The organism is Stenotrophomonas rhizophila, from assembly GCF_007667275.1.
GTDB lineage: Bacteria > Pseudomonadota > Gammaproteobacteria > Xanthomonadales > Xanthomonadaceae > Stenotrophomonas > Stenotrophomonas maltophilia_AE.
The window spans coordinates 84,838-101,417 of the sequence record NZ_VDQT01000006.1; the positions used below are offsets into that span (position 1 = coordinate 84,838).

The window sequence follows — 16,580 nt, forward strand, 5'->3', positions numbered from 1 at the left end:
TAATCGAAGTGATGAAGTGCACACTTTCGATCATTGGATCCGTCTCGCACGCGCGCATGTAAAACATCGTCAAGCAGCGCGATGTGAAGAATGCAGCGTCGTCTTGCGTGCGTAGGCGTCTGCGTTGGACACGATCTTGTTCCATTGTCCCGCTGTGCGCATCATTGACGCGAATACACCCGTATTTACAGGCGTATTATCGGTTTTTTCTGATTGGCAGCGCTGCAAACGTGCATTAGGATGCGCGTCAATGGCAGTGGTCCGGAAGTGTGCTCCGAACGTTTCCGGCATGTCATGAGGTACAGAACGAACAGCGTGTCCGGTGACGGGGCAGGTGCGGGACACGCTAGCAGCGCTTTGAAAGCGCGTCATGGAGGATCACGTTTGTCCACGCAGAAGATTGTCGTCGTTGCTGTTGCAGTGCTCTTGACCGCGCTTGTCGGCTACTGCCTGTCTGGATACCTGACGCTGGTGCTGCTCGGCCTGGATACCAGCCTGTTCAAGTGGAACATCTATCAGCAATACATCCAGGCCATGGACCAGCCTGCGGTCGCGCCGTACCTGACCCGGATCAAGGTCGCCGGCGTGCTCGGCTTCGGAATGCCGGCGCTGGCGTGGCTGGCCGCGCTGTTCTTCCTGGTCAAGCCGAAGAAGAAGTCGCTGCATGGGGACGCGCGCTTCGCCGGCGCCGCCGATCTGGCCAAACATGGCCTGTTCAAGAAGTCCGACAACGGCATCGTGGTCGGCAGCTTTGGCGGCAAGCTGGTGCGCCTGAGTGGCCAGCAGTTCGTGATCCTCGCCGCACCCACGCGTTCGGGCAAGGGTGTGGGCGTGGTCATTCCCAACCTGCTGGAGTACGGCGAATCCGTGGTGGTGCTGGACATCAAGCAGGAGAACTTCGACCTCACCAGTGGCTGGCGCGCCAGCCAGGGGCACGAGGTGTTCCTGTTCAACCCGTTTGCCGAAGACCGCCGCAGCCACCGCTGGAATCCGCTCAGTTACGTGTCCGATGACCCGGCATTCCGCGTTTCGGAGCTGATGAGCATCGCGGCCATGCTGTATCCGGATGGCGCGGACGACCAGAAATTCTGGATCAGCCAGGCGCGCAACGCGTTCATGGCATTCACCTTGTATCTGTTCGAGAACCGCGACGATGAACGTCGCCAGGGCTTCCCCGCTACCCACGGTGCGCCAACCCTCGGCGGGGTGTTCCGGCTGTCCACCGGCGACGGCAGCGATCTGCGGAAATACCTGAAATCCCTCTCGGAAAAGACCTTCCTCAGCGGCAACGCCCGTGCGGCGTTCGCCAACCTGCTGTCGCAGGCCGATGAGACCTTCGCGTCGATCATGGGCACCTTCAAGGAGCCGCTGAACGCCTGGATCAACCCGGTGCTGGACAAGGCCACCAGCGACAACGACTTCCTGCTCACCGACCTGCGCCGGAAGAAGATGACCATCTACATCGGCATCCAGCCCAACAAGCTGGCCGAGAGCCGACTGATCATCAACCTGTTCTTCAGCCAGATCATCAACCTCAACACCAAGGAACTGCCCAAGTCCAATCCGGACCTGAAGTACCAGTGCCTGCTGTTGATGGACGAATTCACCGCCATCGGGAAGGTCGACATCATCGCTTCGGCGGTGTCCTACATGGCCGGTTACAACGTGCGCCTGCTGCCGATCATCCAGAGCATGGCGCAGCTCGACGCTACGTACGGCAGGGACGTCTCGCGCACCATCATCACCAACCATGCGCTGCAGATCCTGTATGCGCCGCGCGAGCAGCAGGACGCCAACGACTATTCGGAGATGCTGGGCTACACCACCGTGCGCAGGAAGAACGTCACCCACGCGCGTGAGAAGACCCATACCTTCACCGAGGAGCGCCGCGCACTGATGTTGCCGCAGGAGCTGAAGGCCATGGGCAATGACCACGAGGTGTTCCTCTACGAAGGAATTCCGCACCCGGTGAAGTGCGACAAGATCAAGTATTACAAGGACCGTTATTTCACATCACGACTGCTGCCGAAGACCGACGTCCCCATGCTGGCGCTTTGAGCGCTGCATAGCTGAACGCCTGTGACGCACGTCAATAAAATTTGCGGTGAAGGTTAAAAATTTGTCGCATTTGACGTTGAATTGACGCGAAGGTGTGGCATCGTATTTGTGATGGACGTTCCATGCGTCATGAAAACATCGTTATCAGCAGTGCTGTTCCAGGTGTACTGACGCAATAGAAATTCATGGATGGCTTTTCGCGGGTTGGTCGTGCGGCGCAGGGACCGGACAGGCGTTCGGGGCGATTGCACACCAGGCGGGCGGGGTCCGGGTTTCACTCGCGAAAAGTGTTTGACCTTACATCCGATGCACCCTCGTCGCGCCCTTGCAGGCCGCGATGCGGCCTCGTATTTCCGTTTTTTCAGATCAAGCCGCTATTCCGTACGCCATAGGGAAGTTCCGTATGAAGCAAGCGTTACTGTCCAAGGGGTCCATCAGCGTTGTCGCCGCAGCCGCGATGCTGATGCTCGCAGGTTGCGCCACCAAGCCCGCCCCGGATTTCGGGGGGCGCTGGAAGCCGGTGAACCGCTTCGCCAGCACCACGATGGAAATCCCGCTCTACACCAGCTACGTGTATCAGGCCTCGCCGATGGACGGCACGCTGAAGACCATGCTCGAGCGGTGGGCGAAGGACTCGGGGATGACGCTGGACTACCGTCTCAGCTCCGACTACACGCTGTATGGCGCGGTCTCCACGATCGGCACCACCAATCCGCAGCAGGCGGTGGTCGACGTCAGCGCCGCGTACGCGGGGCAGGGCGTGCTGGTGTCCATCGTCGGCAATCAGATCGTCGTGCAGCATGCGGCAGCGTCCACTGCTGCAGCAGCCGGCGCCGACGCCGCCGGCGGAAGCTGACATCGTTCCACGCAGCGCATGCCCGCAAGGGTGACGTTCCCAGGATGTTCGAGCAGTACGGAAGAATTCCATGTTTCGAAAGAAGGACGCAGGCACCAGCCCCAAGGTCGACCAGGCCATTGCCAAGGCGGTCAGCTATGAGTTGACCGTCGCCGATCTCGCGCGCCGCAGCGAGCGCCGCGCGTGGTGGGTGGCCGGCTCGTCGCTGGTGATGTCGCTGGCACTGGCCGGTGGCTATTACTACATGCTGCCGTTGAAGGAGAAGGTGCCGTTCCTGGTCATGGCCGACGCCTACACCGGTACGGCCACGGTGGCACGGTTGACCGGGAGCTTCGAAGGCCAGGCCATCACCGCCAGCGATGCGATCAACCGCAGCAACGTGGCGCAGTACGTCATGGCGCGCGAGTCCTACGACTTCGCGGTGATGGGCCTGCGCGACTGGCAGCTGGTGCACGTCATGTCGAGCAGGCCGGTCAGTGATGCCATCCGTGCGCGCTACGCCAACAACAATCCGCAAAGCCCGATCACGCTGTACGGAAAGGACCGCGCGATCCGGATCAAGATCCTGAGCATCACGCCGCTGGAAGCGCAGCCGAATGGCGGCTTCCGCGGGGCGTCGGTGCGCATCCAGCGCAGCATCTACGACAAGGTCAAGGCCAGCACCAATTACCTGGACAACCAGCTGGTGACCCTGCGCTTCCGCTATGACAACAACCTGGCGTTGAACGAACAGGAACGCATCCTCAATCCGCTCGGCATGGAAGTCTTCGAGTACCGGGTGGACAACGACTACGCGCGCGGCGTGCCGGGTCCGGATGACGCGGCACTCCAGCAGCAGGCCGAACAGTCGCAGCAGGCCGCCTGGGAGGCCAGCCAGGCCGCCGCCGCCGCTCCCGCGATCGACCCGGTCACCGGCCAGCCGGTGGCTGCGCCGCCAGGCTACCCGCAGGCTCAGCCCGGCCAGGCGCCGGGCTATCCGGGGCAGGCGCCCGCGCCCGCTCAGGCCTACCCAGCGCAGCAGGCAGTGCCGGGGCCGCACCCGGTGCAGGGGCAGCAGATGCAGGGACCGCCGGCACCGACGCCGGCACAGGGAATTTCCACCGGACGTGCTGATGGAGCGAGCAACCGATGAGTAGTCGCAAGGTAAAGGGGAGCGTATTGGCGGTCGCGTCGATGCTGTCCATGATGTTTTCCACCGCCGTGTCGGCGCAGGCCGTGGACCATTACCAGTACGAGCAGGACCGCATCTACCCGGTGCGTACCGGCCTGGGCCTGACCACCCAGATCGAGCTGAGTCCCAACGAGAAGATCCTGGATTACAGCACCGGTTTCAGTACCGGCTGGGAACTCACGCGACGTGAGAACGTGTTCTATCTCAAGCCGAAGAACGTCGACGTGGACACCAACATGATGGTGCGCACCGAGACCCACTCCTACATCTTCGAGTTGAAGGTGGTGGCGACTGACTGGCGTGAGCTCGAGCAGGCGCGTCGCGCCGGCGTGCAGTACAAGATCGCCTTCACCTACCCGAGCGATACCGAGTTCGGCATCGCCCAGGAAGCGGTCGAGGAGGAGGCCAAGCCGCTGCTGAGCACCGAACTGGCCAAGGACCGCCAGTACAACTTCGACTATTCGTATTCCACCCGGCGCGCCAAGAAGATGGGCTGGTTGATCCCGGTCAACGTGTACGACGACAGCCGCTTCACCTACGTCAAGCTGCCCAGCTCGCCCGAATACAAGACCGGCATCTTCCCGGCCGTGTTCGGCCGCGATGAAGAGTACGGCGAGGAGTACGTGGTCAATACGACGGTGGAGGGCAACACCCTGATCGTCCATGGGACCTACCCGTATCTGGTCGTCCGCCACGGTGACAACGTGGTGGGCCTGCGAAGGAACGTCAAGAAATGAGCCAGCACACCACTCCCGGCAACGGCCCGAACGACCCGAATGACCCGCGCGATGAACGCCATGGCGCGGATCCGTCCAACCCCTATTTCGGCAATGCACACGCCACGGCGACCCCGGACCTGGACGCCGGCGCGCCGCAGCTGCGGTCTGCCGAAGAACAGCGGCTGAACCGCAAGGCGCTGGCCTTCCTGGGCGGTATCGTGGTCCTGCTGATCGCGATGGGCTTCCTCCTGTTCCGCAAGGCCAGCACCGACGAGCCGGTCCGGCGCGCGCCGGAAACCACGCGTGCGGCCGCGCCGGAACTGCCGCGGCTGGCGCCCAGCGCACCGCTGCCGCCGGCCGAAGCCGCCGAGCCGATTCCGATGCTGCCGCCGCTGCCGGAGGAGGAACTGTCGCGCAGCAGTCGTCGCGGCTTTGCCAGCGACCTGCCCGAGCGTGACCTGGATCGCGGCCCGACGCTGCTCGACCGCCGCATCGGCGCCGGCAACGGCACGGTGAGCGAGGTCGAACGCGCGCAGAGCGCGAGCGACGATTACACCAAGGCGATGCTGGCGGCGATCCAGGCCCAGAATGGCACCCAGCCCGCTGGCCCGCAGCGCGTGCGGCGCGGACCGGACGTCGACGATGTGTCCAGCGCGGCCTTCATCCGCTCGCCGGATGCGCTGCTGGTGCGCGGCACCTACCTGCGTTGCATCCTGGAAACCCGCATCATCACCGACTTCGCGGGCTACACCTCGTGCCTGCTGACCGAGCCGGTGTACTCCATCAACGGCCGCACCCTGCTGTTGCCGAAGGGGTCGAAGATCTACGGTTCCTACGGCGGTGGCCCGGTCGGCGAGCGCGTGGAGGTGATCTGGGACCGCATCACCACGCCCAACGGTATCGACGTGGCCATGTCCAGCCCGGGCATCGACGGCCTGGGCGGCGCCGGCATGCCCGGCCAGTACAGCGCGCACTGGGGCAGCCGGATTGCGTCCGCGCTGATGATCAGCCTGATCGCCGATGCCTTCAAGTACGCCGCCGCCGAAAACGGTCCGGAAACCACCACCATTACCGGCAGCGGCCTGGCCGTGCAGTCGCCCTACGAGAGTGCCACCGCACGCCAGATGGAGCGGCTGGCCGGCGAAGCGCTGAGCCAGCGTCGCCCGCCGACCGTGACCATCAACCAGGGCACGCGCATCAACGTCTATGTCGCCAAGGATGTCGACTTCACCGATGTGCTTGGACGCCGTTGACGGACTGACCTGATCATGGATGCCGAAGTGGCCCCTCTTGCCCTGGTCTCAAGCGATTTCCTGCACTATCAGTACGAAGTGCTGGGCATCGCCGAGTACATGCGCTCGCCCGAAGTGACGGAGATCTGCATCAACCGTCCGGGCGAGTTGTACCTGGAGACCCGGGCAGGGTGGCAGCGGGTGGAAGTTCCCGGGCTCACCTTCGAGCGTGCCCGCCAGTTCTGCACCGCCGTGGTGAATGAAAGCAACACCGGCCAGCGCATCACCGATGCCGACCCGGTGGTGTCGCTGACCTTCCCGACGGGGCAGCGCGCCCAGTTCGTGATTCCGCCGGCCTGCGATGCGGGCAAGGTGTCGATCACCATCCGCCTGCCGTCCAAGCACACCAAGACGCTCGGCCAGTACCAGGAAGATGGCTTCTTCAACCAGATCCTGGAGCAGGACGGCAGCCTGACCGAGCAGGACCGCGAACTGCTGGAACTGCGCAGCTCGCGTGACTACGCCGAGTTCTTCCGGCGCGCGGTGAAGTACCGCAAGAACATCGTGGTGTCCGGCGCCACCGGCAGCGGCAAGACCACCTTCATGAAGGCGCTGGTCAACCATATTCCGGACGACGAGCGGCTGGTTACCATCGAAGACGCGCGCGAGCTGTTCATCACCCAGCCCAACGTCGTGCACCTGCTGTACTCCAAGGGCGGGCAGAGCACCAGCAACGTCACCGCCAAGACCTGCATGGAAGCCTGCCTGCGCATGAAGCCGGAGCGGATCATCCTGGCCGAGCTGCGCGGCGATGAAGCGTTTTACTTCATCCGAAACTGCGCCTCCGGCCACCCGGGCTCGATCACCAGCTGCCACGCCGGCAGCCCGGAGCAGACCTGGGACCAGCTGGCGCTGATGGTGAAGGCGTCGGCGGAAGGATCGGGGCTGGAGTTCGCGGTCATCAAACGGCTGCTGATGATGACCATCGACATCGTGGTGCACATCAAGGCGCACGCCGGCGCGCGCTACATCACCGGGATCGATTTCAACCCCGGGCGTACCCAGGGACAGGAGGGCTGACATGTTGCCAGGACTGGAAATGCTTGCGTGCCCGGAAATGGCCGTGCCCATGGACGTCATGCAGCACGTGATCAACGTGGAGTCGTCGCGCAACCCCTACGCCATCGGCGTGGTCGGCGGGGCGCTCGCGCGCCAGCCGAAGCAGCTGGATGAGGCGCTCGCCACCGTGCGCATGCTGGAGGAGAAGGGCTACAACTTCTCCGTGGGGCTGGCCCAGGTCAACCGTTACAACCTGCCCAAGTACGGCCTGGATTCGTACGAAAAGGCGTTCCGCCAGTGCGACAACCTGGTCGCCGGCTCGCGCATCCTGGCCGAGTGCTACCAGCGCTCTGGCGGCGACTGGGGCAAGTCGTTCAGCTGCTACTACTCGGGCAACTTCACCACCGGCTTCCGGCACGGCTACGTGCAGAAGATCTATGACTCGATCCAGAAGGGCCAGCGCGTGGCGGCCAACGGCAGCGTGGCGCCCATCAACGTGATCGACCGCGGCACGCGGCGCACGGTGAAGGTGGAGCACCACCCGCAGACCGCGGTTGGGATGCAGGGCCGCATCGTGGCCCAGACCGCGCCCTCGCAGATGGCCCCCGGGGTTCCCGAAGATCCGGCCCGTGCCTACGTGGTCTATCCCTCGACCTCGGCCATGGCGCGCGGCAGCCTGGTCAACCTGGCCGACCAGGCGCTGTCGCGCGTGGTACTGGGTGCGGTCGACAACGCCATGCCGCCGCCCCAGCCGCTACCTGCGCCGCCGGTAGCGGCCGCGCCCGGCGGGGCGGAAGCCCCGGTCCGGCTGAGGCCCTGGAGCGAACGCAATGCACCGGCAGCGCTGCCGGTGGAACCCGCAACGTATTCCGCACCGGTGGCGCCGCCGCCGGTACAACCGATTCCCGCAGGGGATGCGGCCTTCGTGTTCTGACGAAGGCATGGCGTGGCCAGGCCCCCGATTGGCCAATTCAACAATGCAAGCCCATCAACAAGGATATCCACCATGAAGCGATCCACCCCCGACCTCGTCACCGCGCAGCGCACGCTGAAGACCCTCCTGATGGCCGTCGCCTTCGTTGGCGCACTGGCCGCCCCTCAGGCATTCGCACAGGAATTCGGCGGGACCGACGTCAAGGTCTGCGGCTTCTTCGACAGCATCAACGGCCTGCTCAGCATCGCCTCGATCGCCGTGGTGACCATCGCGGTCATCTTCGCCGGTTACCAGATCGCCTTCGCGCACAAGCGCATTGGCGACGTTGCCCCGATCCTCATCGGTGGCCTGCTGATCGGCGCGGCTGGCCAGATCGCGAGCATGCTGCTGGGCGACAGCTCCGGCAATTCGGCCTGCGCCAAGCCGGCCGCCTTCCTGCTGGAACAGGCCGCGACCTACTACGGTGCATAAGAACGTCGTCTTCCGCGGCTGTACGCGCCCGGCGATGTTCCTGGGCGTTCCCTACGTGCCGTTCTTCTTCGTCGTCGGTGGGCTGTTCCTGCTCAGCGTCTACACGAACTTCTGGTACCTGGCGAGCATCCCGGTGGCCATTTTCGTGATGCGGCAGATGGCCAAGCGCGACGAGATGATCTTCAGGCTCATGGGCCTGCGCCTTCAGTTCAAACTGAAGGCGCGCAATGTCCAGGCCAACGATGGCATGTGGGTATTCACCCCCAACCATTACCGCAGCAAACCGGCACCCAGGGATTGAGTGCCACCGGGTCCGCGCAGCCAGCTGCGCGGACCTTCCGGAACCCCATACGAAGGCGCAGCATGTTCAGCCCAGACACGTCCATTGCCGAGTTCATCCCGCTGTCGTCGCACGTGGCCGCCAACGTCGTGAAGACCACCGGCGGCGACTACCTGCTGACCTGGCACCTGGAAGGGTTGCCCTTCGTCGGCCGCGAAGACTGGGAGCTCGAGCACAAGCACAACACCTTCAACCGCCTGCTGCAGACACTGCGCGCGCCGGACTTCGTCAACGTGGCGTTCTGGGCCCATGACATCCGCCGCCGCCGCACCCTCAAGGGCCGGAGTTCATTCCGGCAGAAGTTCAACCAGGACGTCTCCGACCAGTACATGGGCATGCTGTCTTCGCAGCGCATCATGCAGAACGAGCTGTACCTGACCATGATCTATCGCCCGGTGGTGGCGGGGAAGCGGTTCGTGGAGCGGTCCGCCAATGTGACCAAGCTGCAGGCGGAACAGAACCAGGCGGTCGAAAAACTGCTGGAGCTGGCCAACAACGTAGAAGCGGTGATCCGCGACTACGCACCGTACCGGCTGGGCATGTATGAAGCGAAGAACGGTATCGTGTTCTCCGAAACGCTGGAGTTCTTCGGCTACCTGATCAACCGCATCGACGAGCCGGTTCCGGTACTGCCCGCGCCGGTCAAGGACTACCTGCCGGTCAGCAAGCACCTGTTCTCGGCCAAGACCGGCGACTTCGTGATCGCCACCCCAAATGGCGTGAACCACTTCGGCGCCATCCTCAACATCAAGGAATTCGCCGAAGGCACTTACCCGGGCATCCTCAACGGGCTGAAGTACCTGGACTTCGAATACGTGGTCACCCATTCCTTCAGCCCGATGGGGCGGCAGGATGCGCTCAAGGTCCTGGACCGGACCAAGGGCATGATGATCTCGTCCGGCGACAAGGCAGTCAGCCAGATCATCGAGCTGGACCAGGCCATGGACCAGCTGTCGTCGGGAAATTTCGTGCTCGGCGAATACCACTACACGCTGGCGGTGTACGCCGACAGCCAGGCCAAGCTGTCCCAGAACGTCGCCACCACCCGCGCCGAGTTGTCCAACGCCGGCTTCGTGTCGGTCAAGGAAGACCTCGCCGTGACCTCGTCGTTCTATGCGCAGCTGCCGGGCAACTGGCGCTACCGCACCCGGCTGGCCAACCTGAGTTCGCTGAACTTCCTCGGCCTGTCGCCGCTGCACAACTTCGCCACCGGCAAGCAGAACAACAATCCTTGGGGCGAGTGCGTCACCACCCTGCAGACCACCAACGGCCAGCCGTATTACTTCAACTTCCATGCCACCCACCCGTCGGAGAACTCGCTGGGTGAGAAGGCCATCGCCAATACGATGGTCATCGGCAAGTCCGGTACCGGCAAGACCGCGCTGATCAACTTCCTGCTCAGCCAGGTACAGAAGTACGACCCGTCGCCGACCATCTTCTTCTTCGACAAGGACCGTGGCGCGGAGATCTTCGTCCGCGCCTGCGGCGGCAACTACTTGGCACTGGAGAACGGGGCGTCGACCGGCTTCAACCCCTTCCAATGCGAGAACAGCGAGTCCAACGTCCAGTTCCTGGCCGACCTGATCAAGGTCCTGGCCGGCAAGAAGGACTACAGCGCCCGCGAGGAAGAGGACATCTACCGCGCAGTGGAGAGCATGCTGGACACGCCGATGCACCTGCGCAACATGACCAATTTCCAGAAGAGCCTGCCCAACATGGGCGACGACGGCCTGTACGCGCGGATGCGCCGCTGGACGCAGGGCAACTCGCTGGGCTGGGTGTTCGACAACCCGGTCGATACGGTGGACCTGAGCAAGGCCAACATCATCGGCTTCGACTACACCGACATCATCGACAACCCCGAAGTACGCGTGCCGGTGATCAACTACCTGCTGCACCGGCTGGAGTCGCTGATCGACGGTCGTCCGCTGATCTATGTGATGGATGAGTTCTGGAAGATCCTGGACGGCGAGGGCGGTCTGAAGGAATTCGCCAAGAACAAGCAGAAGACCATCCGAAAGCAGAACGGCCTCGGCATCTTCGCGACGCAGAGTCCGGAGGATGCGCTGAAGAGCGACATCTCCGCGGCGCTGATCGAGCAGACCGCGACGCTGATCCTGCTGCCGAACCCCAACGCCAGCAAGACCGATTACATGGACGGCTTGAAGCTGACCGAGGCGGAGTTCCGTGTGGTCACCGCCCTGGACGAGCGCTCGCGCTGCTTCCTGGTCAAGCAGGGGCATGCCTCCAGCGTGTGCCAGCTCAACCTGCGCGGGATGGACAACATCCTGTCGGTGATTTCGGCGTCCACCGACAACATCGACGTGATGCACAAGGTGCTGCAGACCGCAGCGATACGGGCGAGGGTTCCGGTCAGCGAGCTCACCCCGGAACAGTGGCTGGAAGAGTTCTACAAGCAACGCAAGGGATCGGGCAAGCCGACGGCGGCCAGCCCGGACGCGGCATGACGCAAGGCGACGGCCCGATGGCCCACACGATATTGGAGACTGCGATGAAGACCCCTCTCAACGCTGGCCGCATGGCCAAACGACCCCGGCATCGGCGCATCGCCGCCGCAATCCTGGCAGCTTCGCTGCTGGTGGGGGCGCCCAGCGCCCAGGCCGGCGGTTACCCGGTGATCGACGTCACCGCGATCTACCAGGACCTGAAGAGCTGGATCGACGACACCATCGAGTATGGCAAGGAAGCCCTGCGCTGGAACGAGATCAAGCAGCAGATCGACGATGTCCGCGCCATCATGGCGGCGGTGAACTTCGTCATCGACCTGCCCATGGGCGAGCCGCTGAAGAAGGTGGATCCCAAGTACCTCGTGGCCGAAACCTGCGGGCAGGAAGCCATGGGGTTCAACCTGCGCACGGCGATGAGCCTGGCGGGAATCGAGTCGGGCGACATCAAGTCGCAGCAGCAGCAGATCTGCGTGAACATCCGCATGATGCAGAATCGCAAGTTCAATGACTCGGTCGACTTCCTCGACAAGACCATCAAGCAGGCCCAGGAAGCGATGCTGGAGAATTTCCTCGCGCGCAAGGCCACCAGCAAAGTTGGCGGCGTGCAGTCGGCGGACAGCGACAGCGCCCGGTTGAGCAACCAGCTCAATACGATGGCGCAGCAGTGGGCGACCCGGATGCAGTCGTACGACGCCTACATCACCACGATGGAGGCGAACCAGAATGCCCTCGCGCGGACGGCACTGAAGGGTAACCCCAAGAACAAGCTGCTCGGTGACATCGTGCAGACCGCCGTGCTGAAGGGCGCTCTCAGCGTCGATTGAAAGGAGCGGGTGGCGGGGGCCATTGTCCCCTGGCGCGTCGCAGGTAGGAATCCCAAAGGACCATGGAAATGAAGCTCGCATCGATCGGACACTTTGACCTCCCGGGAGGCCTGCAGGACCTGCTTGGGTACGCGTCGCGTATCTCGGTCGGCGACTTCGTCTTCTTCCGCCTGATCCTGGATTACCTGTCCGACCGGATCAACAAGTTCGGCCTGGACCTGTTGAACCACATGATGACCTGGGTTGGCGGCATCGCCCTGGTGCTGATGACCCTGTGGGTGTTGATCCAGGGGTATCGCATCGTCACCGGGCAGAGCCGCGACTCGATGATGGCGCTGGTGACCAACATGGCACGTGCCGCGCTGATCGTGAGCGTGGCGACCAGCATGGCGATCTTCGGCACCAACATCCAGGACTTCCTGGTCGACGACGTCAAGGGCGTGATCTCGGCGGTGGTGACCGGCAAGGACAAGTCGCCGGAAGAGCAGATCGACGAAGCACTGGGCTGGATGCAGGTGGCGCTTTCCAGCGTGGATGCGATCAAGGTCATCGACGACCCCAGCATCAGCAGTGAAAAGACCCAGGCGCAGCTGTTCATCGGCATGGGCACGGGCGGGCCTGCGGTGGTGGCCGGTTCGATGCTGCTGCTTTACCAGATCGCGCTGGCGCTGTTCGTGGGCTTCGGACCGTTGTTCATCCTCTGCCTGCTGTTCGACCAGACCAAGGCGCTGTTCCAGAAATGGCTGCTGTACGGCTTGGGCACCATGTTCTCGATGGCGGTGCTGGCGGCAATGGTGTCGATTGCACTGGACATGGTGATCCGCGTGTCCGTCGCGTTCTGGGCACGCGCCGCGTTCGACCGGTTCCTGCTCGACGGCGCATCCAGCGATGGCCTCACCAGCCAGGCCATGCAGCAGGGCGGCATGGGCCTGATCCTCACCACCCTGATTCTGACTGCGCCCCCAATGGCCGCGTTCTTCTTCCAGGGCACCCTCGGCAGCTTCATGGCATATTCCCAGATAGGCGGCAGTGCAGCGGCGCAGCCCGGCCCGCAAGGGCAACCACCGGGCTCATATGTCCCGCCCCAAAACGTAGATAGGACTTCAGAACAGGTTGGGCAAGCTGTGCAGCCGGTGATGAGAACTACCGCCGAGGCCGGTGGATCTGATGGTGGAACTGTTGGTCCCGGAAGACTTGGCAATGCTGGAACCCGCTAATTGGCCTACGAGCTCTGGTTGAGGCCAGGAGTCTGGAGATGTCGAATGCGTAAACTATTTCTTGTTTCACTGATGCTGCTTCCTTCCGGGTACGCGCACTCGGAAGGCGGTTGCCCTCCGGGGCAGTACCCTGTCGGTGGACAGGGAGTACAAGGCTGTGCGCCCATTCCCGGGTCAGGAAGTGGCTCAGCGGCCCCGGCAGCACCTCGTCCAGCAGGGAAGTGGGAGACACGCTGGGGCGCGATCGCCGAGGATAAGGCCCCCACTCCAGGTGCCGCCTTGGCGACGGGTGCGGCGGTCTCTCAGAGGTCCAAGCGTGAAGCGTCATCGCTTGCTGTTGAGCAGTGCAGACTGCAAGGCGGTAACAAGTGCGTCGTTCGACTTGCCTACTACAATCAGTGCGCTGCCATTGCCGATCCTGGTACTACAGCAGGAAACATTACCGGCGGAGTTTCCATCGCCGCGAGAGCCGAGACGCTTCAGCTGGCCAAGGAAAATGGTCTTCGCGACTGCAGGGCCGCAAACAACGGGACGAGTTGCGTGATTTCCTACTCGGCTTGCAGTATGTCCGAGTTCAAGTCCTTCTGACGGCGAGCTTTTGACCGCCCGTAGTGACGCTTACCGCGTCACTTCATGCATTCGCTGAAGACAATCGGGCAGACCTTGGCGCCGGCGCCGATGCAGTCGGTCAATGCTGCTTCTTCGGCCACGTCCTTGGTCTTGCCGCGACCACCGAAGCTGATGTTGCGGCCGTCCGCGCCGCGCAGGCGGATGGCGGCCGCGCACTCGCCGTGTGGAACGGCCACCAAGACCTTGCAGTCGCCGCCGCCGCATTTGCTCAAGGCGGTATCGCTGGCGTCCTGCTGGTTCAGTCCCCAATGCACCGCATAGGCGTTCGCACCGGTGCCGGTGGCAATGGCGGTCCAGGGTTGGGCCATGCGCGTCATGCCCTCGGCGCGCCGCTCCGTCATCACCCCGGCGTAGGAGCGGTTGGGGTCCGCAGGCATGTCGGTGTTCACCGCCTTCATCGCGGTGGAGGTGCCGCGCCTGGCGGGCGGTTTGGCCAGGTATTCCTGTGCGCCGGGGAAGGGGATCAGCTTGGCCGTGGCCACGTCTCCGCGCGCGGTCAGGTCGGCGCGGTGCAGGAAGCGGTCGACGGCACGGTAGGCGTACTTCCAGCCGGAGCAGAAGGCTTCCTGCGCCGGGCTCTGGCACTGTGCGCCCCCGGCCGCGCTGCAGGCGGTCGTCGCCGCGGCACCCGCTGCCTCGCGGCTCTCACCCTGGCCCCAGAACATGCCGCCCTGCTGGCTGTAGGCCGGCGCCATGCACGCATTGGCGAACGTGAGCACCGGTGAACAGGTTCCTTTGCACTGGCGCATGGCATCCAGCATGGCCTCGCCCTTGTCCTGCTCGTTGAGCACGACGTTCCAGGAACCGTCGTCGGTGCTGACCACGACCACGCCCCACCAGTCACGGATGGCATCCTTGCGGATCTTGGCCTTCTCGGCGGCGCGGAAGTTGGCGGCGATCTGCGCGGCTGCTGCAGCCTCCGCCTGGTTCACGTAGGCCCCCGCCGCCTGGTTGCGCATCCAGCCTTCGTAGTTGTGCACGGCCTGCGCATGTCGCTGCTGCTCGGCTTGGGCGCTGTTCTGCGCCATGGCCGGTGCTGCCAGCAGCAGGCTGGTTGCCAGCAGCGTGGTGACGAGGTTAGAAGCAGTAGTCATTCTGCGACTCGCACTTTGCGCCACCACCCGCCTTGCACTGTTCCAGCGACTTCGCCGCGAGTTCGCCGGGCTTGGTCTTGGTACTCTCCGCCACGTTGACGAACAGGGCGCGGACGTTCGGCTTGGCCTTCTTGTCCACGGCGATGCCCATGCAGTGGTTGCGCAGCGGGAAGGTCACCAGCTCGACGCAGCCCTTGTGCTTGCCGTTGCATTCCTGGAGCGAACGGATGCGTGCCTCCGCCGCGCTCATGCCCATGTTCTGGCTGACCTGCTGGTCGGCGTCGCTGACCGCCATGCTGAAGAACATCTCGACGCCTTCCGGCATCTGCGCGCTCATCGTGCCCGGCGGCGGCAAGCCGGCGGGGGCATCCTGCGCACCTGCCACGCCGGCCATCATCAGCGCGAAAGCCAGTATCCCGCGTACCCGCATGGGGTCAAGCAACCTACGTTTCATGTGTCTTCCCGGATGGTGTGCCACGCAGGCGCGGGCGTGAGGATCATCCTCCCACAATAGCGGCGGAAACCGCGACAGCGTATAGGGAATTTCCTACATCCCAGCCCGTGGCGTAGTGCCACGCCCTGCGTGGCAAATCATCCGCGAGCACCAGTAGCCCCCATCAACCAAAACACCGGTTTCGAGTCAAACAATCAAATTCCCACCAAACCGCGCGCAGCACATGGTGTCTTCCCAACCACCACGGATCTGGAGCGCGCAATGCAATCCCTGAAGGAAAGAAGCGGAAGGCCTTCCACGTCCTCGCGGGGAGGGCGTATCGTCGCCCGCCTGCTGATCACCGCTCTCCTGGCAGCACCCACCGCCAATGCCGGCGCCCCGGTCATCGACATCACCGCGATCATCGGCGATCTCCGCGCCTGGCTGGACGACACCATCCAGTACGCCAAGGAAGCGGAGCGCTGGAAGGAAGTGCAGGCACAGATCAACGATGTGCGCGCGATCTTCGACCCGCTGCGCTTCAGTATTGGCCTGCCCGCGGGGGCGGCGCTGGAGGCTGTCCCGCCAGACTATCTGGTCGTGGAAGCCTGCGGCAGGCGTGCCGCAGGTCTTGAGATGCAGCGGTCAGTGCCGGCCTTGCGATTCGCGCGACGGGAACAAAGGGAGGAAAGAGAAGCCCAGCAGCGGCAGATCTGCGTGAACATCCAGATGATGCAGAACCGCAAATTCAACGAGACCGTGACGTTCCTGGAGCGCACGATCAGTGATGCCGAATCTGCAATGCAGGACATCTTCCAGGCCCGGGTGGAGAGCAACAACACCAGTGGCGGCGTGCAGGCTACCCAGAGCGATACAGAGAGGTTGTCCACCCAACTCAGCTTGATGGCGCAGCAGTGGTCCGCGCGCATGCAGGCGTACGATGCCTACATCGCGGTCATGCAGTCGCGACAGAACACCATCGCCCGGGCCGCGCTGCAGGGCGACCCCACCTCGGATGCGGTGTCTGACATCATGCAGACGACGCTTCTGGAGCTGGCGCTGAAAACCAAATGA

The 16,580-nt window shown here is 63.6% G+C and carries 16 protein-coding genes; 14 read left to right on the forward strand and 2 right to left on the reverse strand.

Annotation, left to right across the window (positions count from 1 at the left end; all coding sequences use genetic code 11):
* The first annotated feature begins 399 nt into the window (after positions 1-399).
* The 13 genes from FSZ13_RS17540 to FSZ13_RS18910 all read left to right on the forward strand — a co-directional run bounded on the left by FSZ13_RS17540 (position 400) and on the right by FSZ13_RS18910 (position 13,937).
* Entirely contained in the window at positions 400-2,058 is a 1,659-nt protein-coding gene (locus FSZ13_RS17540) for a type IV secretory system conjugative DNA transfer family protein (protein ID WP_429000032.1), read from the forward strand.
* Between the two features lie 403 nt (positions 2,059-2,461).
* Positions 2,462-2,914, forward strand: coding sequence for a hypothetical protein (locus tag FSZ13_RS17545; RefSeq protein WP_145481761.1), 453 nt, complete (start codon positions 2,462-2,464; stop codon positions 2,912-2,914).
* A gap of 70 nt (positions 2,915-2,984) precedes the next feature.
* Positions 2,985-4,046: a virB8 family protein gene (locus FSZ13_RS17550; RefSeq protein ID WP_145481713.1), complete on the forward strand. Its 1,062-nt coding sequence runs from the start codon at positions 2,985-2,987 to the stop codon at positions 4,044-4,046.
* The gene (locus FSZ13_RS17555) at positions 4,043-4,822 is read left to right on the forward strand and encodes a TrbG/VirB9 family P-type conjugative transfer protein (protein WP_145481714.1); all 780 of its coding nucleotides are present in this window, start codon (positions 4,043-4,045) and stop codon (positions 4,820-4,822) included. The genes FSZ13_RS17550 and FSZ13_RS17555 overlap by 4 nt, the downstream gene beginning before the upstream one ends.
* Positions 4,819-6,057: a TrbI/VirB10 family protein gene (locus tag FSZ13_RS17560; RefSeq protein WP_145481715.1), complete on the forward strand. Its 1,239-nt coding sequence runs from the start codon at positions 4,819-4,821 to the stop codon at positions 6,055-6,057. The genes FSZ13_RS17555 and FSZ13_RS17560 overlap by 4 nt, the downstream gene beginning before the upstream one ends.
* Before the next feature lie 15 nt (positions 6,058-6,072).
* Positions 6,073-7,116, forward strand: coding sequence for a P-type DNA transfer ATPase VirB11 (gene virB11, locus FSZ13_RS17565; protein ID WP_145481716.1), 1,044 nt, complete (start codon positions 6,073-6,075; stop codon positions 7,114-7,116).
* 1 nt (position 7,117) lies between these two features.
* A complete protein-coding gene (locus tag FSZ13_RS17570) occupies positions 7,118-8,029 on the forward strand; it encodes a lytic transglycosylase domain-containing protein (protein WP_145481717.1) in 912 nt (303 codons plus the stop codon).
* 72 nt (positions 8,030-8,101) lie between these two features.
* Positions 8,102-8,500, forward strand: a complete 399-nt coding sequence (locus tag FSZ13_RS17575) for a TrbC/VirB2 family protein (RefSeq protein WP_145481718.1) — start codon at positions 8,102-8,104, stop codon at positions 8,498-8,500.
* The gene (locus tag FSZ13_RS17580) at positions 8,493-8,801 is read left to right on the forward strand and encodes a type IV secretion system protein VirB3 (RefSeq protein ID WP_145481719.1); all 309 of its coding nucleotides are present in this window, start codon (positions 8,493-8,495) and stop codon (positions 8,799-8,801) included. Before FSZ13_RS17575 ends, FSZ13_RS17580 begins: the two co-directional genes overlap by 8 nt.
* Positions 8,802-8,863: 62 nt before the next feature.
* Positions 8,864-11,308, forward strand: a complete 2,445-nt coding sequence (locus FSZ13_RS17585) for a VirB4 family type IV secretion/conjugal transfer ATPase (protein WP_145481720.1) — start codon at positions 8,864-8,866, stop codon at positions 11,306-11,308.
* 44 nt (positions 11,309-11,352) lie between these two features.
* Positions 11,353-12,132, forward strand: coding sequence for a hypothetical protein (locus FSZ13_RS17590; RefSeq protein ID WP_145481721.1), 780 nt, complete (start codon positions 11,353-11,355; stop codon positions 12,130-12,132).
* Positions 12,133-12,200: 68 nt separating this feature from the next.
* Positions 12,201-13,349: a type IV secretion system protein gene (locus tag FSZ13_RS17595; RefSeq protein WP_145481722.1), complete on the forward strand. Its 1,149-nt coding sequence runs from the start codon at positions 12,201-12,203 to the stop codon at positions 13,347-13,349.
* Between the two features lie 72 nt (positions 13,350-13,421).
* Positions 13,422-13,937 (forward strand): DUF4189 domain-containing protein, encoded by a 516-nt coding sequence (locus FSZ13_RS18910; protein WP_429000033.1) that lies wholly within the window; start codon positions 13,422-13,424, stop codon positions 13,935-13,937.
* A 38-nt stretch (positions 13,938-13,975) separates the two neighbouring features.
* Here FSZ13_RS18910 and FSZ13_RS17605 read toward each other — a convergent pair whose 3' ends face one another.
* Both FSZ13_RS17605 and FSZ13_RS17610 read right to left on the reverse strand, forming a co-directional pair.
* Complete coding sequence (locus FSZ13_RS17605; protein WP_145481723.1) at positions 13,976-15,073, reverse strand: DUF4189 domain-containing protein; 1,098 nt, start codon at positions 15,071-15,073, stop codon at positions 13,976-13,978.
* On the reverse strand, positions 15,057-15,527 hold the full coding sequence (locus FSZ13_RS17610) for a DUF4189 domain-containing protein (protein WP_145481724.1): 471 nt from the start codon (positions 15,525-15,527) through the stop codon (positions 15,057-15,059). Before FSZ13_RS17610 ends, FSZ13_RS17605 begins: the two co-directional genes overlap by 17 nt.
* A 261-nt stretch (positions 15,528-15,788) precedes the next feature.
* On the opposite strand from FSZ13_RS17610, the gene FSZ13_RS17615 reads away from it, so the two are divergent.
* Complete coding sequence (locus FSZ13_RS17615) at positions 15,789-16,580, forward strand: hypothetical protein (protein WP_145481725.1); 792 nt, start codon at positions 15,789-15,791, stop codon at positions 16,578-16,580.

Excerpts from the sequence above, each read along its gene's own strand:
- FSZ13_RS17595 (WP_145481722.1), top strand. The coding sequence starts at position 12,201 with ATGAAGCTCGCATCGATCGGACACTTTGACCTCCCGGGAGGCCTGCAG.
- FSZ13_RS17575 (WP_145481718.1), top strand. The coding sequence starts at position 8,102 with ATGAAGCGATCCACCCCCGACCTCGTCACCGCGCAGCGCACGCTGAAG.
- FSZ13_RS17590 (WP_145481721.1), top strand. The coding sequence starts at position 11,353 with ATGAAGACCCCTCTCAACGCTGGCCGCATGGCCAAACGACCCCGGCAT.
- FSZ13_RS17560 (WP_145481715.1), top strand. The coding sequence starts at position 4,819 with ATGAGCCAGCACACCACTCCCGGCAACGGCCCGAACGACCCGAATGAC.
- FSZ13_RS17615 (WP_145481725.1), top strand. The coding sequence starts at position 15,789 with ATGCAATCCCTGAAGGAAAGAAGCGGAAGGCCTTCCACGTCCTCGCGG.
- FSZ13_RS17545 (WP_145481761.1), top strand. The coding sequence starts at position 2,462 with ATGAAGCAAGCGTTACTGTCCAAGGGGTCCATCAGCGTTGTCGCCGCA.
- FSZ13_RS17555 (WP_145481714.1), top strand. The coding sequence starts at position 4,043 with ATGAGTAGTCGCAAGGTAAAGGGGAGCGTATTGGCGGTCGCGTCGATG.
- FSZ13_RS17550 (WP_145481713.1), top strand. The coding sequence starts at position 2,985 with ATGTTTCGAAAGAAGGACGCAGGCACCAGCCCCAAGGTCGACCAGGCC.
- virB11 (WP_145481716.1), top strand. The coding sequence starts at position 6,073 with ATGGATGCCGAAGTGGCCCCTCTTGCCCTGGTCTCAAGCGATTTCCTG.
- FSZ13_RS17570 (WP_145481717.1), top strand. The coding sequence starts at position 7,118 with ATGTTGCCAGGACTGGAAATGCTTGCGTGCCCGGAAATGGCCGTGCCC.
- FSZ13_RS17610 (WP_145481724.1), bottom strand. The coding sequence starts at position 15,527 with ATGAAACGTAGGTTGCTTGACCCCATGCGGGTACGCGGGATACTGGCT.
- FSZ13_RS17585 (WP_145481720.1), top strand. The coding sequence starts at position 8,864 with ATGTTCAGCCCAGACACGTCCATTGCCGAGTTCATCCCGCTGTCGTCG.
- FSZ13_RS18910 (WP_429000033.1), top strand. The coding sequence starts at position 13,422 with ATGCTGCTTCCTTCCGGGTACGCGCACTCGGAAGGCGGTTGCCCTCCG.
- FSZ13_RS17605 (WP_145481723.1), bottom strand. The coding sequence starts at position 15,073 with ATGACTACTGCTTCTAACCTCGTCACCACGCTGCTGGCAACCAGCCTG.